Source organism: Aminobacterium sp. UBA4834, assembly GCF_002400205.1.
GTDB classification, from domain to species: Bacteria; Synergistota; Synergistia; order Synergistales; family Aminobacteriaceae; genus Aminobacterium; species Aminobacterium mobile.
On record NZ_DHFC01000018.1, the window covers coordinates 459070 to 478414 of the forward strand.

Below are 19345 nucleotides of genomic sequence, written 5' to 3' on the forward strand. Positions count from 1 at the left end.
TGCTCTACCAACTGAGCTACACCGGCAGTATGGACTAAAAAATGGCGGTCCCAACGGGATTTGAACCCGTGTCGCAGCCTTGAAAGGGCTGTGTCCTAGACCACTGGACGATGGGACCGCTTTGGTGAGCCGTGTGGGAGTCGAACCCACGACGCCCGGATTAAAAGTCCGGTGCTCTACCTACTGAGCTAACGGCTCATTGCTCTCAGCTCGTAACCGCCGTTACGCAAGGGTTTATTCTACAGAAAAAAGGCAGCAAGTCAAGCCCCTCTTTAAAAAATCTCAGGATTTCGCCTTGTTTGCTATTATTTTTATACTTTTTATCCAGTTCCACCCATGATCTATTTGGCGATTTACTTCAGAAAAAGAGGTCCCACCATAGGTCTGGCGACGAGATACACTTGTCTTAAGATCCAAGAGTGGAAGAAGATCCTCTTCCACTTCTGGGACGAGATCTTGCCATTCAGAGAGGGAAAGTTGAAATAGGGAACAGTTATGGTCTAAACAGTAACGTACAACCTGTCCTGCCTTCCAATGAGCCTCTCGGAAAGGGATTCCTTTGCCGACAAGATATTCCGCTACATCCGTAGCTAATGTTAATCCATTTTGAAATCCTAAAATCGCCCGGTCCTGATCTGCCTCTACTTGAGACAGGAAAGGAGGAAAGATAGAAAGTATAGCTTCCACTGCGGTAAGAGAAGCCAGAAGCCCTCTTTTATCTTCCTGAAGATCTCTATTATACGTCATGGGTAATCCTTTTAAAGAAATAATCAAATCGAGAAGATGCCCTATTATTTGCCCTGTTCGCCCACGAGTTAATTCGAGAACGTCAGGATTTTTCTTCTGCGGCATCATACTCGAGCCAGTACAAAAAGCATCTGGAAGATTAATCCAGCCAAATTCCTGAGAGTTATAAATAATCAGGTCTTCAGAGAGACGGCTGCAATGGATGGCAAATCCCGTAGCAAAATAGTGATAGTCGAGAAGATAATCTCGCTGCGCAACAGAATCCAAGCTGTTTTCTGAAGGGGACTGGAAACCAAGGGCCTCAGATGTGTAAAAGCGATCTAAGGGCAATGTAGAGCCCGCAAGAGCGCCAGATCCGAGAGGACACTCTTTCATGCCGTCTAAAGCTGTCTGAAGGCGTGTGTAGTCTCTCCGAAACGCCTGGAAATGAGCCATCCAATAGTGACCTAAACTAATAGGTTGAGCTTGTTGCAAATGAGTATACCCCGGCACTACCACATAAAGATGCGCCTTGGCTCTCCCAAGCAAAACTTCAAGAAGGGCTCTCATCTTTTCTTGAAAATCTGCGAGTTTATCTCGAAGAAAAAGGCGAACCGTCGTTGCTATTTGATCGTTACGGCTTCTTCCTGTGTGGAGCTTTTCTCCAAGAGAGCCGAGAATCTCTGTAAGTCGATGTTCAATGTTCATATGTACGTCCTCCAGTTCAATGGAGGGCTTGAATTTGTCCTCTTCAATTTCGCGCAATATCTGTTTGAGCCCTTGTTCCACCCGTAATCCTTCGGCAGGCGTCAGAAGACCTACAGAAACAAGCATCTGAGCGTGGGCCAAACTTCCTTGTATATCAAAAGGGGCAAGGCACCAATCTACGTCTAGAGACTGGGAATAATTCAGAACTATATCAGCGGTATTCCCACTAAATCGCCCTTTCCACATAATATTAATAGCCCCCCTTAGATTAAGCATCCTTGTTGCATAGGAGTGGAACAATCTATCTCATGGAAACGACGTGCCAGCCATGTTCCTGCGGGATGATATCCAAGACCTAACCAGGAAGCCATCTGAAGATGAAGACACTTTACATTGAAGGAGTTAATATTCTGAATGCCGCCTATCCCACCACTTTGCAAGGCCGCCCAGAGACATCTTCGACGTTTACGAAAAAAATTTTTAGTTCCTAAAGACAGCAAGCTTAGCTTTATCATTCGATGTGCTAAATGATACTGCACCCACTTTTGGAGTGGGACTCCAGAGGAAAGAAAGGATTCCATGTCTTTTACTCCTTGTTGGGATTCTAGCTCCCCGCATTTTTGAACAAGGAAAGGACAACTTAACCAAAATATGGTAGGGAAAGGTTCTTGCCTCTTTATTGGGTTACAAATGAGCGTCTGTGGATACCCCCATTTACAACGAGAAGCCACCCCTAATACTATTCGATCGTCAAATTTTCGTCGAGACATTTGGCGCCTTATAACGTCCATATCCAGTAAGGAGATGTAAGGATAAAAAGCAGGGGAGCCTTGGCTCCCCCATCTATTTCTTCCTGTCATTTACTTTTACGACTCCGGCGTTTTGCGGCTTTCGCATTGTTGAGCTTGCTATTCAAATCAGCTATCTTTTGGTCGCTTATTTTGAGGAAGTTAGAAAGTTTCTTTTCAAAACTATCCTCGGTTTCTTTAGGAGCAGAGGGAACGGGGGGTCGTTCTTCCATTTTTTTAAGCGAAAGATCAATCCTGTTCTTTTCATCAATCTTAATAACTTTCGCCTTCACCTTTTGCCCTATGGCAAGAACATCCTCTACTTTCTTGACATAATTATACGAGAGCTCAGAAATATGAATCATAGCCCTCTGTCCCGTGGAGAGGCGCACAAATGCTCCATAAGGCATGATCTGCTCCACTTCACATTCGACCGTGTCTCCTACCTGTACCGGAGCCTGGTCACTCCTCTTTTCTTCTACCATCAGCTTTTCTACCCTCCAAAAAAATGAATGTGAAAGGCCTTTTTCAGGCACACTTAGTGATTGTCTGAATAATATCCTTTGCGTACATCACCCCCACGGGACAACTCAATGATTTACATCATGAATTTCGCCGGGCAGTTCTATCCACTTCCAGACCAATCCACCCTTCCCTCCTATAGGGCTAAAAAGCGCCAACCCCTGAGAGAAAAAAGACCTACTCTGGGAATTATACCAAATCAAAAGAGTTCCAGTCTCTTTATTTAAAATACTTTTCAATACGGCTTTTTGAATAACAGGAGAAAAATATGCAAGAAAAATCAAACCGTCTTCTCCAAGCTTTTCTCTAATGTACGAAGAGCGATTTTGCCGAGTTTGGGGTAACAAAAACATTTTATCTCTCCCGTCGTAAATATGGGGGAGAGACAGCAAAGCACTATAACAAGCAACGTGGCAACCTGTTCCGCAAAAGGAGATCTTATAAGAAGAGCACTTTTTATGTAAAATAACTCCTCCTTGAGGGGAAAGATTTCGGGGTTCAATTTTGCTTAACAATGATAAAGACGAAATATGCACTTCAGGGAGTACTCGGTGGACATCCACAATACAGCGCAAAGTTGCCACCCTGACACATCTCGGCCCCTTACTCAGAGAATACACTGCTATTCGTCCTAAGAAAAGACGCGCCAACGTCTGCCTTAATTTAAGGAAATTAAGCCTGGGAGTTTTCTCGCTCATCTTCTATTGCACGGAGAGCTTTTTCTATACGCGTGAAAGGCTCCAATAGTTCCATGGTACGAGCAGCTTCTACAAGAATGGCAGAGATATCATTAGCCTCTCCTTCCCTCTCAGATTCAACGCAGAGACGAAGGGGAGAGCTCACCGGATCTACCTGGAGAAGAAATACTCCTTTTTCTATTTGAGGCTCCATATTTCCTATCTGGTTTAAAAAGGAACGGGCTGTATCGGAAAGGGTAACCACTTTTCCTCTAGAAACCTTCCGCAAGGGTGCTAAAAAAGAATCTTCACGACATATCCATAAGACAGGCTTCATTTCTACCGAGGAAACGAGGCTTTGAAGGATCAATTCCTCTCGGAGATAGACATCCAAAGCGTTACCATATAAAACTCTCTCGATGCGAGTAGGAGAAACGGGATCAGTATATCTAAAATCCATAGGAATACCACGAAAATCCGTTATCAGCACTGCCCCTCGGTAGGTATTGTTATTCTCCTCAATTAACAAATACCCAAGCTGCTTATTTGTTGTCATATAAGCTGTCCTTTCTTGAATTAAAAAATTAGCTGCTACGCATAGAGGTCAAAACCATCTCTGCCTTCTGCACATTTTTCTTTTTTCTCTTCTCGGCGTGCATGAAGGCTGTTCTCTCTTTCCCTTTTTTTCTTACCCCTATCGTTCTTTTTCTTCAAATCTGTCTTCTGGCCTCTGACAGATTCTTCTCCACCCTGCACCGTCCGTTCTTTCTGTAAAGAACTTGCCACAATTTCTCCTTGTTGTCCGGCTAAGGATGCAGGGGAGTTTTGTTCTCGAACATTCTGCGCATTTTGCTCTACATTCCAATGAGAAAGCTGTAAGTGCAAAGGATTTACAACCATTCGACTCTCTCCTCACATAGCCCCTTTCATTTTACTGGGGGGACGATTTAAAAATCAAAAGGCTTCACACGAACCTCTCCAGCTTCATAGATAAAGGCGGCAAAACGCTGTTCCTCTCGAACTATATATGTAACTCCTCGAATTGTCACAGAAACGCCAGGGTAACAGACCCCCTTAACTCGAACTCGGCCTTTGGAGCGACTTGTCTCTATTCTCGCTTCAATGGATTGCAACTCATCCTCATGCTTGATAAGCTGCGCTTGTATTTGGAATTTGTTTTTGGTGAGAGAAATTAGAAGCTCTCGCTTCCCATCATCAATTTCTCCAGCAGATTCAAGTTTTTTTAGGAAGGAAACATTCGCTTCTACCTTATCTGCCTTGTCTTTTAACGCAGTTATAAACGTTTGCAATTCCTTTTTTCTCTCGTTATATTCTGGCAAAACCCCTACTATTACTTCTGTTTTAGTTCCCATTTCGCTTCCTAAAGTTTGGCAAAGCACCTCTACCCCGGCCTGTATCCGACCTCCGGCGATCTGCGATTTAGCTCCTCCTAAAACAACAACAGATTGATTAGCTGAAACGTCACTATGGAGAATAGCATTCTTTATCTGAACCGTCCCGTTACTCGCTACGAGACATTGATCCACAAAAGCTGCCTCTATATTACCAACAGCTTCTATTCGGGCTTTCCCCATGCCTCGCACCCCGCCAGAAAGAGCGATATTCCCTTTACTCGACAAACGAGCCCCTTCAACAACTCCACGTATCTGAATATCTCCAGAAGAAACAACTTCAAAGCCTTCTCGAACAGATCCTTTAATATCCACGGTACCTATAAAGTTAATATTTCCCACACTATAATCGAGGTCTCCATCTACAGTAAAGACAGGTATTACATTGAGCTTCCCCTGGGAAAGAGTCAAATGCCCATCTGTAGAAGCAAGCAAAGAAAGGCCGTCTTCCGCAATATAAGTTCCCTTGCCCACAGGAAGGCTATAATCCCGTCCCAACTTTGCCGCAACAGGAATACCCCTTACTGTCATTCCGCTATGACCTTCAGTGGGTACCGTTTTTGTGGCGAGAAGCTGGTTTTTTAACACGATGGTAATAGTATTCATATTGCGATAATCTACTTTCCCACCATCTTCTGTAACCTTAGGTTTGCTTTCCCCGAATTGAACAGAAAAATCAATTTGTGCATCTTTGCCATCTTGTGGCAACTGTCCTGAGGCAACATGAACCCACTCATTAATAATGCGCTCCTGAACAATTCTCCCTAAAGCATGAGTATCTACCCCGAAAACAACACCCTTTTCCGCAAGACTTTTTTGCAGGAAATCTACAGTCGGCCAAGGTTTATCTCCAGTAGGAGGTGATATCCGCAGGTCTGCGCTCATACCATCAGCGTTTATTTGCACCTCCACAACAGCATCCCGTTCATTGGCCGGATCTCGTTCTGCGATCTTGAAAGGTTCTTGTTGCTTTTCTTTAAGAAAAGCAACAATCGCATCTCCATCGTAGTTTTCTACGCCCTTTTGTTTCAGTAAGTCAACAACATCACTCAAGTCTGGCATGCCTTCCGCCAGTGAAACGAGATAGATACCATCCTCCTTGAATTCTAAACGCAAAGACGCCTCTCCCATACTGAAGCCCCCCTTACTTGGCCTGGAGCATTCTTCTTAAGGCTACTAAAGCTTTGCCATGGAGTTGAGACACTCTTGATTCTGTTACCCCAAGAACACTTCCAATCTCCTTTAAGGTCAAACCTTCATAATAATAAAGGGATATGACAAATCTTTCTCGTTCAGGAAGCTTTTCGAGAGCAGAAACAACCTTTTCCACTTCTTCAGACTCTTCCAAAACCTCCAGAGCTGAAGACGCATCGTCAGCAAGAACACCCTCTCGTACAACTTCTCCATCATCTAAAGCTAAAACTTCATCGAGAGAAACAATATAGCTACGACTAGCTATTTCCAAAGTCTCTCTATATGTTTTTTCGTCCATTTCAAGCTCATTCATGAGCACTTCATCACTAACAGCGCCCTGATCTTGCAAGACTTTGTCTACAGCACGATTGAGCTTTTGTATCTTCTCCCTTCCTGTTCGGGAAATCCAATCATACTTACGAAGCTCATCTAAAACTGCGCCTCGAATCCGCGGAACAGCGAAGGTCTGAAAGGCTGCTCCTTTTTCGAGGTCGAAGCGATCTATTGCATCAAGAAGACCAAACACTCCAAAACTCAAGAGGTCATCATAATCAAGCCCAGAAGGGGGGGAGACAGCCATTCTACCTACCACATACTTCACTAAGGGGAGGTATCGGCAAACAACTTCCTCCTTTGCGGCTTCTGAGCGATCTCTAAAATAACGAGTCCAGAGTTCCTGATCTCTCTCTTTCATTCCTGCGCGCCACAACCTCTCATCGTAATAGCAAATAGAAGAGCCCGAAGATAAATAGAGATATAGGGATTATCAACATAATTCCCCTGGAAAAAAGATTCTTCCGTATGCGAATCCCACTTTCTTCTACTTTTACTTTAATATCACCAGATAACCGTATTTGTCCGTAAATACCCTCAGATATACTTACTCTCACCAATACAAGTCCACTCGGAAGCTTTTCAACACTTTGGACAGGAAAAACTGACATTTCACCAGTCTGTTGAAGAGTTCTTTTTATAAAACCGGAAAGACCGGTATCATCAAAAGAGACCCATATCCTATCTCCGGCAGTAAGTTCTGAGGCAGCCTCTCCTCGCACTGGATCGACAATGGAGGAGCAAGGAATAAAAATTCCACGCTCTTTAATGTACTCTGTGGATAAAGAATTATCTTCCTTTTGAGGAACACGTTCATCTCCTTCAGACAGCCCAGAAAGCTCAAGACGAGCTTTGTTAAATCGTTCAAAAACAACTGCAAAATCTAGGTCTGTACGAAAAACTTCTTTTAATTTTTCTTGAAGCTTCTCTATCACTTGTGCTCCAGGAGATTCGGAAGAAAAAAGAAGATTGACCTGTGTAGGACTTAAAACATCACGCACAGCTCCTCGTAATTTATTCCAGAGAACTTTTTCAAAATGAGCCCGCAAATCGGGGCCTCGCAAATCAATAATTGCTTTCCGAACTGACTCCCAACTAGCGTTAATTTCAAATCCTTCAGGAATTCCTTTGCTTGAAGCCCAATATGTTTCATCAAAAATTTCACCTGAAGTTCCTCTGCAAAGGAGGCAAAAAGCGCCGCCCGCCTCGCCTCGTTTGTGAGAATCAAAACGAACCTTAATAGCAACGTATGAGGGAGAAAGGGATTTTAAAAGCGTTAAAAGTTCCTTGGGGTTCTCATGAACAGTGGAAAGCACTGCTCTCAGAGACCCAGAAGTACAATGAAAGAGAGAACAGAGCTCCTCCTCTACTTCTGGTGGAAGAGGTTGCGTTTCCTGGACTTCGACTTCGGCTTCGCCATCTTCTTTTACAACTGTTGGTTGATTTTCTTCTACTTCTATTCCTGCTGCTAGATTCTGCTGGCTATTATCCACCACAGTCCTCTCCCCTCCTTATATCTCGTTGTTCCCCTGACCAAGCGTTTTTATGGAAAGCACCCACGTCTCTGTAGAAAATTCTACGCTTCGCCCTCTATTACCGCCAGAATCTGTTGCTACTATCTTAATCTTATATTTATTAAGCCATTCTGATGTCTGTCGCACATTTCTACTTCCAACTGCTAAAAAATCAGTTTGGGCTCCTGGGATGGAAAACATCTGGGCCCCTCCTGCAAATTTTGCTTTTAAACGGGACCGTAAAGCCCCTCTCTTACAAACTGCATCTATTAACGCCGGGACCGCTGTATCAGCAAATTTGCCAGGCTTATCTATCGTGCTTTCTTTTCCTCCCCTGCTTTCTGGAAGCATAATATGAGCCATCCCTGCTACTTTTGCCACAGAATCATAAATGACGAGACCTATACACGATCCCAAGCCTAGTGTGACAAGAACATCCGGAGCCGTGACGACAACTAAATCTGCCATTCCAACGTGAAAGGTATTTGCCATCGTTTACTGTACCCCCAGCTTCTCTAGCAGTCCTTCTAGAGAACCGGGATCTGGAATCATAACCACATTTCCTTGAACAGAGAGACTTGACTCACCTAATCTCAAAGTTGTGTTTACTACCAGAGCAGTATCTCCCGTCTGCCCAAAAATAGAGATAACGACATCAAGGACGGCAGCCAACATATCGTGGGCTACACCTGGGACAGATATGGAATAGGTGCTGCCTACAAACATATTAATAGAGTTCAAAAACGAGCTAAGAATAATATTCCCTACTTCCGACAAAGCACTGTCCCGTAATTCCTGGGGGAGAGAGGATATATCGATTCCTTCGCCAAATTGTTTCGTTATAAGTAAATCCACCAAGGACTGGGCATTTTCCTCTTTTTGTATAAAAATAAGGCTGCATGGGAACTCTCCCTGAGAGCGCACAAAAACAGCTGCAACAAGGCTAAGTGCCGGACCATAATGGTTACCCAAATCATAAATAGACACGAGTTCTGCTTTAGGAACATCCATGTCCACAGGTTTCCCAAGCAGTTTAGATAGAGCTGTCGCTGCATTACCTGCTCCTATATTGCCCACTTCTCGGATAGCATCAAGCTGTAAATGGCTGAAATCTTTAAGATCCATGGCCCCCCTGACTCCTTCGCTCTACTTGGTGCAAAGAGACGCAACATCAAGGATAAGGGCTACATTCCCATCTCCAAGAATTGTCGCTCCAGCAATTCCTTTAATTTTAGAGAGGAACTTTCCAAGAGATTTAATAACAATTTCCTGCTGTCCTATCAATTCACTTACAATAAAACCAACCTTGTTTCGCCCAGCTTTTACCACAACAACAGGATATTCATCCTGTTGATCTGTCTCCAAATGAGTCCCCAGCAAAGAGGCGAGATTTGAAAGTGCCAACACATCGCCGCGCAAAAGAGTGGCAGGAGTTCCGTGCATTGTTTTAATGTCCTCTTTACGAACAAGAATTGTTTCCTCTACATTCTCCAAAGAAATAGCATATATCTCGTCACCAACTTTAACGAGCAACGCCAACACAATGGCCAGCGTAAGAGGAAGACGTATTAAAACACGAGTCCCTTTTTCACGCATACTTTCTATTTCAAATTGGCCGCTAAGAGCTTCTACTTTCGTCTTGACTGCGTCCATACCAACGCCTCGTCCAGAAATATCCGTCACAGCATCAGAAGTACTAAAACCTGGCAAAAGAACAAGTTGAATCAGTTCTTCCTCAGTCATGCCGTAGCTTTCTTCTTCAGTGATAAACCCTTTTTCTACAGCTTTTTCACGGACTCGATCTGAGTTTATTCCTTTCCCATCGTCGTCCACTTCTATAATGACACCGCTACCTTCCTGGTAAGCAGAAATCTTAATGACGCCTGTATCTGTTTTACCAGTTTTAACTCTGTCTTCAGGCTTTTCTATGCCATGATCAATGGAATTCCGAATAAGATGAACAAGAGGGTCTCCAATTTCATCGATCACCGTTCGATCAAGCTCTGTATCTTGTCCTTCTATTTGCAGATCAATTTTCTTTTCCATAGATTTGGAGAGATCTCGTACAAGACGAGGGAAACGATCGAATATAAAAGAAACTGGAACCATCCGTAACTTCGTCACCAACTCTTGAATATCTCCAGATATACGCCCTAACTGAGAGAGAGGCTCATCAAAGTCACGCAGCCGAGCTTCCTGAACAAGGCGCTCAATTCTGGCTCTCCCGATCACAAGTTCTCCCACGAGGTTCATCAATTTATCGAGACGGCCAATGTCGACACGTACAGTCTGCCCCGCTCTTTTTGATGCGTTATGACGAGAGGGGCCGTTCTGAGTAATTGACTCTGCGCTACTTCGTGCTACAACTTCTTTCTCTGGGGAAGAAGAAACATCCTTAGTGCCTACTTTTTCCTGTTCCTTTTCTCTCCAAGAAGGAGACCCTGCTTTCTCTATGGAAACCTTTTCAAGTTCGCTGATTCTGGATAATGCTTCCTGTAGAGATTCTTCAGAATCATGAGTTGCTATATATATTTCAAAAGAGCGATCAAATTTTTCATTTTCTAGATCCTCAACTGGAGGGGCCGTTTTAATAATATCTCCCATCTCATCTAATCGATTAACAACCATATACGCACGAGCAGCTTTAAGCATACACTCCTTGGAAAGACGTACATCTACTTTAAAGACATCCATTCCAAGACTATTTGCCTCATGAATCCATTGTTCCTCGTGGTCTGAGAGAACTTCATGTATCGTATTTTCTTCTTGTCTTTCATCTTTTTGAGGAACAGTCTGATGAAGGGCTTCTATAAGATCGTCTATAGAGATAGAGGTGTCTTTATCACCATTTCGAATAGCTTCGACCATGGTCTGCAGAGTATCAAGAGAGCGGAAAAGCAAATCTATGTCGCCACTCTGCAATTGGGCTTCTCCACGACGTACTTTATCGAGCCTGTCTTCTATAGAATGGGTAAGAGTTGACATCCGATCAAACCCCATCGTGGCAGACATTCCCTTCAACGTATGAGCTGAACGAAAGATTTCGTTAATGACCTCCATATTGCCTTGGTCCTTCTCTATTTCAAGAAGGAGATCATCAAGATGTAAGAGATTATCAGTAGCTTCATCCAAAAAAGCACCTAGATATTGATTCAAATCTATTCCTGTCATTGGGCATCATCTCCAACCACAATTTTCACTCGTAAAATGGACTCAAAAAAATCTATTCTAGCTATTTTCAATATATCTCGTTATCACAGTAGGAATATTATAAAGAGGCGCTATCTCATCGACAATCCCAGCCTCCACAGCCGAGCGTGGCATTCCATACACCACACATGTCTCTTTCGACTCAGCAACAATATAAGCTCCTTTGCTATGCAATAATGCCGCCCCATCAGCACCATCTCGACCCATTCCAGTTAATATAACACCCAAGACTCTTCCCCCAACTTCGTCAGCAAGGCTCGTAAAGAGCATATTTGCTGACGGTTTTACTGAAAGGAGGGGCGGTAAATCCGAAAGCTCACATATTAATTTCCCATCAACGGTATGGCGTACCAAGAGATGGAAACCTCCTGGGGCTATCACCGCCATTCCAGGCCTTAAGAGCGCCTTAGGGTACCCCTCTATTACCGTAAGTTTTGATACGGCATCAAGACGTTTTGCAAAAGATGGGGTAAAATCCTGAGGCATATGTTGAACCACAACTATAGGCAAAGGGAAATCCCCCGGAAGTTCGGAAAGGACATACTGCAACGCCCGAGGGCCACCAGTTGAAGCTGCTATAGCCACTATTTCAGGGGGCTGCTTCTTTATCTCGTTTCCCCCTTTAGGAATATAAACAGGGTGCTCATGTAAAAGATCCTGTTTTGACAGCATGGCAGTGCTCGCTGCCAAAACTTTAGCTATCAGCTCCTCTCCCACATCCTTCATATTGAGAGATATGTGCCCGGAAGGTTTCGCCACAAAATCTACCGCTCCTGTGGCAAGGGCCTGAAAAGTAGCCTGAGCCCCTTCTTGAGTTACGCTACTTACCATGATAACAGGTCTTGGATAATCTTTCATAATAATTTTAAGAGTCTGAAGTCCATCAAGCTTTGGCATTTCCATATCGAGAGTCAAAACATGGGGATCCAATATCTTTATCTTCCTTAATGCATCTTCCCCATCTCTCGCTGTACCTACCACTTCTATATGTGGGTCTGAGCTAAGAATATCGCTAATTATTCTTCTCATGAAGGAAGAATCATCTACTACCAAAACCTTTACTTTAGACGTTATTGTTTCTGTCATTTCCACCCATTCCTATCTATTGGACAGTTCCTGTTGACGAATAAAAGCACCAAGGCTTCTTTCTGCGGCAAGAGGTAATACTTCAAAAGATACCCCCACTTCAGCATCTTCTGTTTTTTCGAGAACTCTGGCCACTGAAGCAAAAACCAGAAAAACTACATCAGCGGAAGAAAGTCGACAAAGACAACGGCGACCTCTTTCAAAAATTTTTCTCTGAGTCAAATTCACTCGTAAAGCACATCCCCCCAGACTGATATCTTTCGCCATCATTGAAAACCATTTTTGGGGAGAAAACACAGTATGCCCTATTTCATCCAGGAAGCAAAGATCTAATTTAAATATACAAGGGACACGAACAAAACGCCGTCTCTGTAGCCGTATAACATTCCCCATCGGTTCAAGCCAAAGAAGAGGGACACGGTCTGTTATGGAACTGCGTAAAATAGACGCCTGAGTCTCATAAAGAGCCCCTTCTATTTCAATGGAAAGAGCCAGCTCTAGATTCTTATGGGTCGGCAACAACGCTCCTTTCAACATCGGATGGGCCACTGCGAGATAGGGACATCGCATATCTTCCAGCCGAGAAGGATAATGTCCCTTATAAAGACCTGCTCGAATATCCAGCAAGACTTTTGATCCGATATGTTCTTTTAACATGGGAGAGAACTGAGTAAAATCCATCTGTTACAACTCCATCCTTTGTACGCCTCGAACTAATCGCAAGAAAAAAGTTTTTAATCCCCGGCTAGGAGGCAAAATCTTTTGTTCTTTATCCCCCATAAAGCCAAGAGCAAGTGACCTGAAGGAGACAGAAGCCAAAGAGTAAGGATACTCACGTAACACCGGTCGTTGCAAACGTATAGCTTGTCGTACCTTATCATCAGCAGGGATAAAACCATCATAAGTAACGTCAAGGCTTAAAAACCGATGCGCCACTTTTCGAATTCTCTCTGCTGTCTCATCGGCCTCTCTCTTTCCATGAGCCATATTTACAACAAGATGAACATCTGCTTTGCTTTTAGACTCGAGAGCCAAAACTTTCATGAGCCCGTAAGCATCCTGAATTGATGGGGGTTCTGGTGTTGTAACTACCATTACCGAATCTGATGCTAAGGCAAAAGTTAAAACATCTTTATGAATACCTGCTCCTGTATCAATAATAAGAAAATCTGCCTTTTTTTCCAGAGAGGTCAGCTTTTCAAAAAGCCTTAAAAACGTATCCTCATCGGCATCTGCCATCTCCTGCATACCGCTTCCCCCTGGTATAACCGCCACTCGGGCATCGACGTCTATCATTACCTCGTCAAAATCTCGAGAGCCACGAACTACATGTGCAAGAGAGTAGCGAGGAGCCAGGCCCAAAAGAAGGTCTATATTGGCCATCCCCATATCTGCATCCATAAGGATAACTGACGCGCCAAGATCCGACAAAGCCAAGGATATATTTACAGAAAAGCTGCTCTTTCCTACTCCACCTTTGCCACTTACTATAGCTAGCGATCGTGTAGGTTTTAAAAAAACATTTTCTTTATCTTTCTTTTTCTCCACTAAAAGTCGAAGCTCGCCCGCTTGATCTAAAGTAGATTTTTTCTCCTCTTCATGCACCGAGAGTCTCTCCTTCTCCAAGGAAAAGATCGATCATCTTGCGAGAGTTCGCCACTTCTATATCATTCGGCACATTTTGTCCTGTTGTCAAAAAAGAAACCGGGATATTGTTTGTCAATAAAATATTTAATAGACAACCATAATTTGTAGTCTCATCAAGTTTAGTAAAAAGAATATGGGAGAGGGGGAGGCATCCCATTCGACTCACCACATCCCTCATATCCTCATTCTTCATATTTGAGGCAAGTACAAGATGAAGAGCATCAGGTTGAAAAACTTTATACAGTTTTTGCAGCTCCTCAAAACGTTCTGTATCTTTCTGGCTTCTTCCAGCTGTATCTAACAAGATTAAATCTGCTGTCTTATATTTATGCAATATACCTTCTATGTCTTCTGCATCGAATATAACTTCAATAGGAACTCCTAAAATTTTTGCATACGTTCGAAGCTGTTCTACAGCTGCAATACGGTAGGTATCAGATGTAAGCAAGAGCACCTTTTTATGCTCCCACAGGGCATGGATTGCGGCTATTTTGGCAATAGTCGTCGTTTTCCCCACCCCTGTAGGGCCAATAAACATGACGCGCTGTCCTCCTATTGCCTCTACGGGCGTAGTAGCTGCTGTCTGAATTTGAGCAGCTAGCCACTCAGGGAAAAGATCTTGCGACAATTGTTCCCTTTTAAAACGATTTCCCAGGGATTGCGCTAATTCTGAATCCATCCCTTTTTCAGTCAACATATACACAAGTTCTGGAACTTTCTCCTCAGATACAACGGGGTGTGAATAATCGTCGAGTCGCTCTAGCACTCGATCAAGTTTTTCATAAATACGAGTTACTTCCATATGAAGTTTCTCTTGAGGTTCCGCAGTTTTTTCCTCTTTTTTTATGCTTGCGGCTTCCGCCTCTTTCGTGTTCTCTCCATGATGAGCCAAAGCCAAGCCTTCCGAAGAAAAAGCGATTTTATCCTTTACTTCCGGAGATTGTGTGCCCCCTGATGAAGACGACGGAGATTGATGTGATTCAATAAGGCGCTGAAAAGCAACAAGGCGTTCTCGAGTAGCTTCAAGTTCTTCCCGCTTCTCCTCCTCAAACACCCCTGCCGTTACAATCAAGACTTTCCTTTTAAAAAAGCCTAAAAAACCGCCTACTTTTGCCGGCCTTGTGGATAAAATAACAGCATCTCTTCCCAATCGCTCACCGGCAATTCGTATGGCATCTGCATCATTTTTCGCCTCAAAAGAAATTTGCCGCACTATACGCATCAATCATTCCACCATCCCTGCGGATTTTAATTGGACACCTTGGGATATTTCATTATAGGATACAACATAAACTCCCGGCAATGTCCCTTCAAGAAGACGACGAACTATAAGCCGCACTTCAGGGTGAGTTAAAAAGACAGGAAGATGCCCCCCCATAGCCATTTTTTCTACCATTTTCGATGCTGCCGACATAAGCCCCTGAATACTTTCCGGATCCATATTAAGTTGCCACCCCTGAATTAAGTCCCCCTGTAAACTTTCCTTGATTTTCTGCTCCCATTGAGGAGAGAGGGTTGCCACAGTAATGAAACCATCGTCCCCCTGGATTTTAAGAGAGATAACCCTCGATAAGGCTTCCCTTACACGCTCTGTAAGGTAATCTACACTGCGAGTTACCCGTCCATGATCTGCTAAAGATTCAAAAATAGAGACGAGGTCTCGGATGGGGATCTGCTCTTTAACTAAATTCTGCAATACCTTCTGTACTTCTCCAAGAGATAACACGCCTAACATCTCTTCTATTACAGCTGGGGAACTTTCTTTTACTAGATCCGTAAGTTTCTGAACCTCTTGTCTCGTAAGGAGCTCCGATCCATAGCGTTTAATCGTCTCTGAAAGGTGCGTCGCCAATACAGAAGGAGCATCGACCACTGTATACCCCATAGATTCTGCTTTATCCCGCAATTCAGGAGAAATCCATGTAGCCTGAAGTCCAAAAGCCGGTTCTACAGTAGGAACTCCCACTATGTCTTCTTCTACATTACCTGTATTCATTGCCAGGTAATGATCTGGAAGCAATTCGCCGCGCCCTGTCTCGGCTCCTCGTACTCGAATAATATATTCCGAAGGTTTAAGCTGGATGTTGTCGCGAATCCTGATAGGAGGGACTACGAGGCCAAATTCCAGAGCCATCTGTTTACGAATCGTCCCAATCCTATCGAGCATATCCCCTCCTTGAGAGGGATCTACAAGAGGGATGATTGCATATCCAATCTCTATTTCCATGGGATCTACAGTTAAAAGGCGCATCACATCTTCAGGAGAAGCTGGTGCTGGAGCAACAGGAGCACCTTGAGCACTGGGACCTGAGCTTTGCCCTCCTTTGACCTCTTTGGATGAACGAGAAGGAGCTGTTTGTGCCTCCGTCTGTTGTATTTCCCCCTCTCGATAAACCCAGTACCCCATAAGAGCGAGAAATATACCGAGAATAAGGAAGGGCACTGTAGGAAGTCCTGGGACAAAAGCCAGAGCGAATAGCAAAACAGCGCCGATAAAAAGAGGCCTTGGATATGACATAAGAGATGCAAAAATATCGCGACCAAGATTCCCTTCACCAGCAGCTCGTGTAACGATAACACCAGTAGCGGTAGAAAAAAGCAGAGCTGGAATTTGAGAAACCAAGCCGTCTCCCACAGTGAGAAGACTATAAACAGACCCAGCCTGCCCCAATGTCATGCCTCGCTGAAGAACTCCTATAGACAAACCACCAATAATATTGATAAGGGTAATAATAAGCCCAGCTATAGCATCTCCTTTTACAAACTTAGAGGCTCCGTCCATCGCTCCATAAAAATCCGCTTCACGTTGAACCTCTCGACGTCGATTTCGGGCCGTATCTTCATCAATAAGTCCCGCATTTAAGTCAGCATCAATGGCCATCTGCTTTCCTGGCATAGCATCAAGAGTAAATCGAGCAGCTACCTCAGCTACTCGTTCAGAGCCTTTCGTAATAACAACAAACTGAATAATAACAAGGATGAGAAAAACGACACCGCCGACTACATAGTTTCCCCCAACAACAAAATTACCGAAAGCACTAATCACTTTCCCTGCATCGGCACGAAGAAGAATAAGCCGTGTAGTAGAAACATTCAGCGCCAATCGGAAGAGGGTAACAAGAAGAAGCATAGTAGGAAAAGAAGCAAGCTCAAGAGCCCTCTGTACATAAAAAGTTGAGAGGAGAACCACAACTCCCAAGGTAATATTAGTGGCAAGAAGAATATCAAGAAGCCATGTAGGGACTGGAATAATCATCATGGCTACAATCATCATAACCATGATAGCTAATCCTATGTCGGAATACAAAAGGAACCGTTTTATAAAAGAATTCTGAGACGTAAGTTCAGCCACTCAGGCTCCATCCTCTCTCTTCTAAGTTAATGACCATAAGCATCTTTCTTTTTAAGCTTATAAACGAAGGCTAATACTTCTGCCACAGCTTTATATAAGGCATGAGGAATTTCATCGCCTATATCCGAAGAATCGTAAAGAGCCCATGCTAAAGGTTTATTTTCTACTATGGGGACCTTATGTTCCTCTGCTATTTCACGAATTCTTTGAGCTATAAATCCTTTCCCCATGGCCACGACAACAGGTGCCTCCATAAGGTTTTTGTCATACTCCAAGGCAATAGCAAGAGTGGTGGGGTTTGTTATAACTACATCAGCATCTGGCACAGAAGCCATCATACGACTTCTAGCCAGTTCCCGTTGTTTTTGGCGTATTTTGCTTCGTAACATGGGGTCCCCTTCCATCTGTTTATACTCTTCTTTAATTTCTTGCCGACTCATTCGAATGGATCGTTCGAACTCCCACTTTTGGTACAAATAATCGAAAAGAGCAATAGAAAGTAAAAGAAACGCCAATTTCATAGAAAGTTTCCATATCTTATGGAAGACCAAGGCTAATCCACCTTCAAGAGGCAATTGCAACGCCCCTACAAGTTCCTTCACTTCTTTTCGAAGGGCAGAATAAATCACAATACAAAACAACGCTGCCTTGATAAGCCCTTTAAAAAGCTCAACAAGAGAGCGCAGAGAAATGATCTTCTTGAGACCGGATACAAGATTAAAACGGTCTGGTTTCGGTACGAGAGGCTTACTGGTTATTACAAAACCAACCTGTGCCACTGTTACCCCCAAAGCAGCCAAAGCTGCCGCTCCTCCAAGAGGAAGCCAAACAAATACCAACATTCGTAATCCATTAATCCACAAAGAATGTTGCCATCCTGCCTTACCCAGTTCTGTCTGCCCCATTAGTGCAATCGTATTTTGGAGGTAGGCAACTAGTTCCTGCCAAAAAAAACCACCTAAAAGCGAAAGCCCCAAAAGGCCCACTATAATTACAATAGAGGCTCCTAGATCCTGACTTTTCGCTACCCTGCCCTCTTCGCGCTCACGACGACGCTTTCGAGGTGAAGCTGGCTCTGTTCGTTCCTCCGCAAAGAACTGAAGATCCCACGTTATAGAAGAGCATGTTTCCATATCATGACATTTTTCAATGCCATCTCTATATACTCCCCCATATTGGCAGAAATAAGGTCTACAGTTAAAGGTAAAACCACCATCAAAAGAAAAAGCCCTAGTGCTATTTTGAGAGGGAGCCCCAATACAAAAATATTCATCTGCGGAACTGTCCGAGCTAAAAAACCAAGCCCTATATCGGCTAGAAGAAGAGCTCCATAGAACGGCAGCACCATTCTCACTGCTAGAACGAACAACTTCTGAAGCCACAGCCCTACCCCCATATCCGCAGGAATGAAAAGGGAAATCTTCCCTATCGGAATTAATTTTAAACTCTCTACTACGGATTGTACCAGAAGCAGATGGCCGTTCCAGTGAAAAAAGAACCATAATCCTATCAAAAAGTATAACTGCCCAATAATAGAACTTTGCTCCTCACTTAAAGGGTCTAGAAGACTCACCATAGCTAGGCCCATAACATTTCCTATCAGTTCTCCAGCTACCTGAAGAGCATAGAGGGGAAGGGCCGACAAAAAGCCCAAAGCAGTTCCAATAAAAAATTCTCGCGTTCCACAAAGAATAATAGAGATCCAGTTTGAGAAAATTGCAGTGGGAATCGAAAGATCGGCACTCCCAACTGCCGCAATAGATATGAGAACAGCTGCCCAGAAGCGAGCCGGAAGGGGTAGAGATGGCGCTACAAAAACAGGGGAAGTAAAAAACATTCCAATAAAGCGCAAGCCAACTATAAGATAAACAATTAAACCTTGAGAAATCTGGAAAGGCTCTGTCATTGTATGAATTTTTCAAGCTGTCCTAAAAGAAAACGTGTCAAATCCCCGACCTGTCCAAAAATCCAGGGGCCAAAAAGCACAAGGGCAGCTAGCACCGCCACTATTTTAGGGATGAAAATAAGAGTTTGTTCCTGAATAGAAGTAGCTGTTTGAAGTATACCAATTACTAACCCTACAATCATAGCTACCAATAAAACAGGAAGAGATGTAAGTAACATAACCCACACCGAGTGGCTTAAAACATCGTACATACTGAAAGAGTTCATCGCT

Annotated in this window: 20 protein-coding genes and 2 tRNA genes; all 22 read right to left on the minus strand. The window is 43.6% G+C overall.

Annotated elements, in window-relative coordinates; translation table 11 throughout:
- Window positions 1-42: 42 nt before the first annotated feature.
- A tRNA-Glu gene (locus tag B3L97_RS08765) sits at window positions 43-118 on the minus strand.
- A 4-nt stretch (window positions 119-122) separates the two neighbouring features.
- Window positions 123-198: transfer RNA gene (locus tag B3L97_RS08770), tRNA-Lys, on the minus strand.
- 84 nt (window positions 199-282) lie between these two features.
- Window positions 283-1680, minus strand: a complete 1398-nt coding sequence (gene argH, locus B3L97_RS08775; RefSeq protein ID WP_286934842.1) for an argininosuccinate lyase — start codon at window positions 1678-1680, stop codon at window positions 283-285.
- A 17-nt stretch (window positions 1681-1697) separates the two neighbouring features.
- Window positions 1698-2294, minus strand: a complete 597-nt coding sequence (locus tag B3L97_RS08780; RefSeq protein ID WP_333593016.1) for a DUF501 domain-containing protein — start codon at window positions 2292-2294, stop codon at window positions 1698-1700.
- A complete protein-coding gene (locus B3L97_RS08785; RefSeq protein WP_286934843.1) occupies window positions 2291-2707 on the minus strand; it encodes a S1 RNA-binding domain-containing protein in 417 nt (138 codons plus the stop codon). Before B3L97_RS08785 ends, B3L97_RS08780 begins: the two co-directional genes overlap by 4 nt.
- A gap of 105 nt (window positions 2708-2812) precedes the next feature.
- Window positions 2813-3097: a hypothetical protein gene (locus B3L97_RS08790; protein ID WP_156923330.1), complete on the minus strand. Its 285-nt coding sequence runs from the start codon at window positions 3095-3097 to the stop codon at window positions 2813-2815.
- Window positions 3098-3416: 319 nt separating this feature from the next.
- Window positions 3417-3977, minus strand: coding sequence for a hypothetical protein (locus B3L97_RS08795; RefSeq protein ID WP_286934844.1), 561 nt, complete (start codon window positions 3975-3977; stop codon window positions 3417-3419).
- 35 nt (window positions 3978-4012) lie between these two features.
- Window positions 4013-4321: a hypothetical protein gene (locus B3L97_RS08800; protein ID WP_286934845.1), complete on the minus strand. Its 309-nt coding sequence runs from the start codon at window positions 4319-4321 to the stop codon at window positions 4013-4015.
- A gap of 47 nt (window positions 4322-4368) precedes the next feature.
- Window positions 4369-5964 (minus strand): DUF342 domain-containing protein, encoded by a 1596-nt coding sequence (locus tag B3L97_RS08805; protein WP_286934846.1) that lies wholly within the window; start codon window positions 5962-5964, stop codon window positions 4369-4371.
- 13 nt (window positions 5965-5977) lie between these two features.
- A complete protein-coding gene (locus tag B3L97_RS08810; protein ID WP_286934847.1) occupies window positions 5978-6721 on the minus strand; it encodes a sigma-70 family RNA polymerase sigma factor in 744 nt (247 codons plus the stop codon).
- Between the two features lie 19 nt (window positions 6722-6740).
- A complete protein-coding gene (locus B3L97_RS08815) occupies window positions 6741-7856 on the minus strand; it encodes a hypothetical protein (protein ID WP_286934848.1) in 1116 nt (371 codons plus the stop codon).
- A gap of 15 nt (window positions 7857-7871) precedes the next feature.
- Entirely contained in the window at window positions 7872-8366 is a 495-nt protein-coding gene (locus tag B3L97_RS08820; RefSeq protein ID WP_286934850.1) for a chemotaxis protein CheD, read from the minus strand.
- 3 nt (window positions 8367-8369) lie between these two features.
- A complete protein-coding gene (locus B3L97_RS08825; RefSeq protein WP_286934861.1) occupies window positions 8370-8999 on the minus strand; it encodes a chemotaxis protein CheC in 630 nt (209 codons plus the stop codon).
- Window positions 9000-9020: 21 nt separating this feature from the next.
- A complete protein-coding gene (locus B3L97_RS08830) occupies window positions 9021-11045 on the minus strand; it encodes a chemotaxis protein CheA (RefSeq protein WP_286934863.1) in 2025 nt (674 codons plus the stop codon).
- 57 nt (window positions 11046-11102) lie between these two features.
- A complete protein-coding gene (locus B3L97_RS08835) occupies window positions 11103-12170 on the minus strand; it encodes a protein-glutamate methylesterase/protein-glutamine glutaminase (RefSeq protein ID WP_286934865.1) in 1068 nt (355 codons plus the stop codon).
- A 12-nt stretch (window positions 12171-12182) separates the two neighbouring features.
- Window positions 12183-12851: a flagellar brake protein gene (locus B3L97_RS08840; protein ID WP_286934866.1), complete on the minus strand. Its 669-nt coding sequence runs from the start codon at window positions 12849-12851 to the stop codon at window positions 12183-12185.
- A gap of 3 nt (window positions 12852-12854) precedes the next feature.
- Window positions 12855-13775 (minus strand): MinD/ParA family protein, encoded by a 921-nt coding sequence (locus tag B3L97_RS08845; protein ID WP_286934868.1) that lies wholly within the window; start codon window positions 13773-13775, stop codon window positions 12855-12857.
- Window positions 13768-15039, minus strand: a complete 1272-nt coding sequence (gene flhF, locus B3L97_RS08850; RefSeq protein WP_286934932.1) for a flagellar biosynthesis protein FlhF — start codon at window positions 15037-15039, stop codon at window positions 13768-13770. Before flhF ends, B3L97_RS08845 begins: the two co-directional genes overlap by 8 nt.
- A gap of 3 nt (window positions 15040-15042) precedes the next feature.
- Complete coding sequence (flhA, locus tag B3L97_RS08855; RefSeq protein ID WP_414631808.1) at window positions 15043-17097, minus strand: flagellar biosynthesis protein FlhA; 2055 nt, start codon at window positions 17095-17097, stop codon at window positions 15043-15045.
- 98 nt (window positions 17098-17195) lie between these two features.
- Window positions 17196-18302 (minus strand): flagellar biosynthesis protein FlhB, encoded by a 1107-nt coding sequence (gene flhB, locus B3L97_RS08860; RefSeq protein ID WP_286934872.1) that lies wholly within the window; start codon window positions 18300-18302, stop codon window positions 17196-17198.
- Window positions 18281-19075 carry a flagellar biosynthetic protein FliR gene (locus B3L97_RS08865; protein ID WP_286934873.1) on the minus strand — a complete coding sequence of 265 codons (795 nt, stop codon included), beginning with the start codon at window positions 19073-19075 and terminating at the stop codon, window positions 18281-18283. Before B3L97_RS08865 ends, flhB begins: the two co-directional genes overlap by 22 nt.
- Window positions 19072-19341, minus strand: coding sequence for a flagellar biosynthesis protein FliQ (fliQ, locus tag B3L97_RS08870; RefSeq protein WP_286846253.1), 270 nt, complete (start codon window positions 19339-19341; stop codon window positions 19072-19074). Before fliQ ends, B3L97_RS08865 begins: the two co-directional genes overlap by 4 nt.
- Between the last annotated feature and the right edge of the window lie 4 nt (window positions 19342-19345).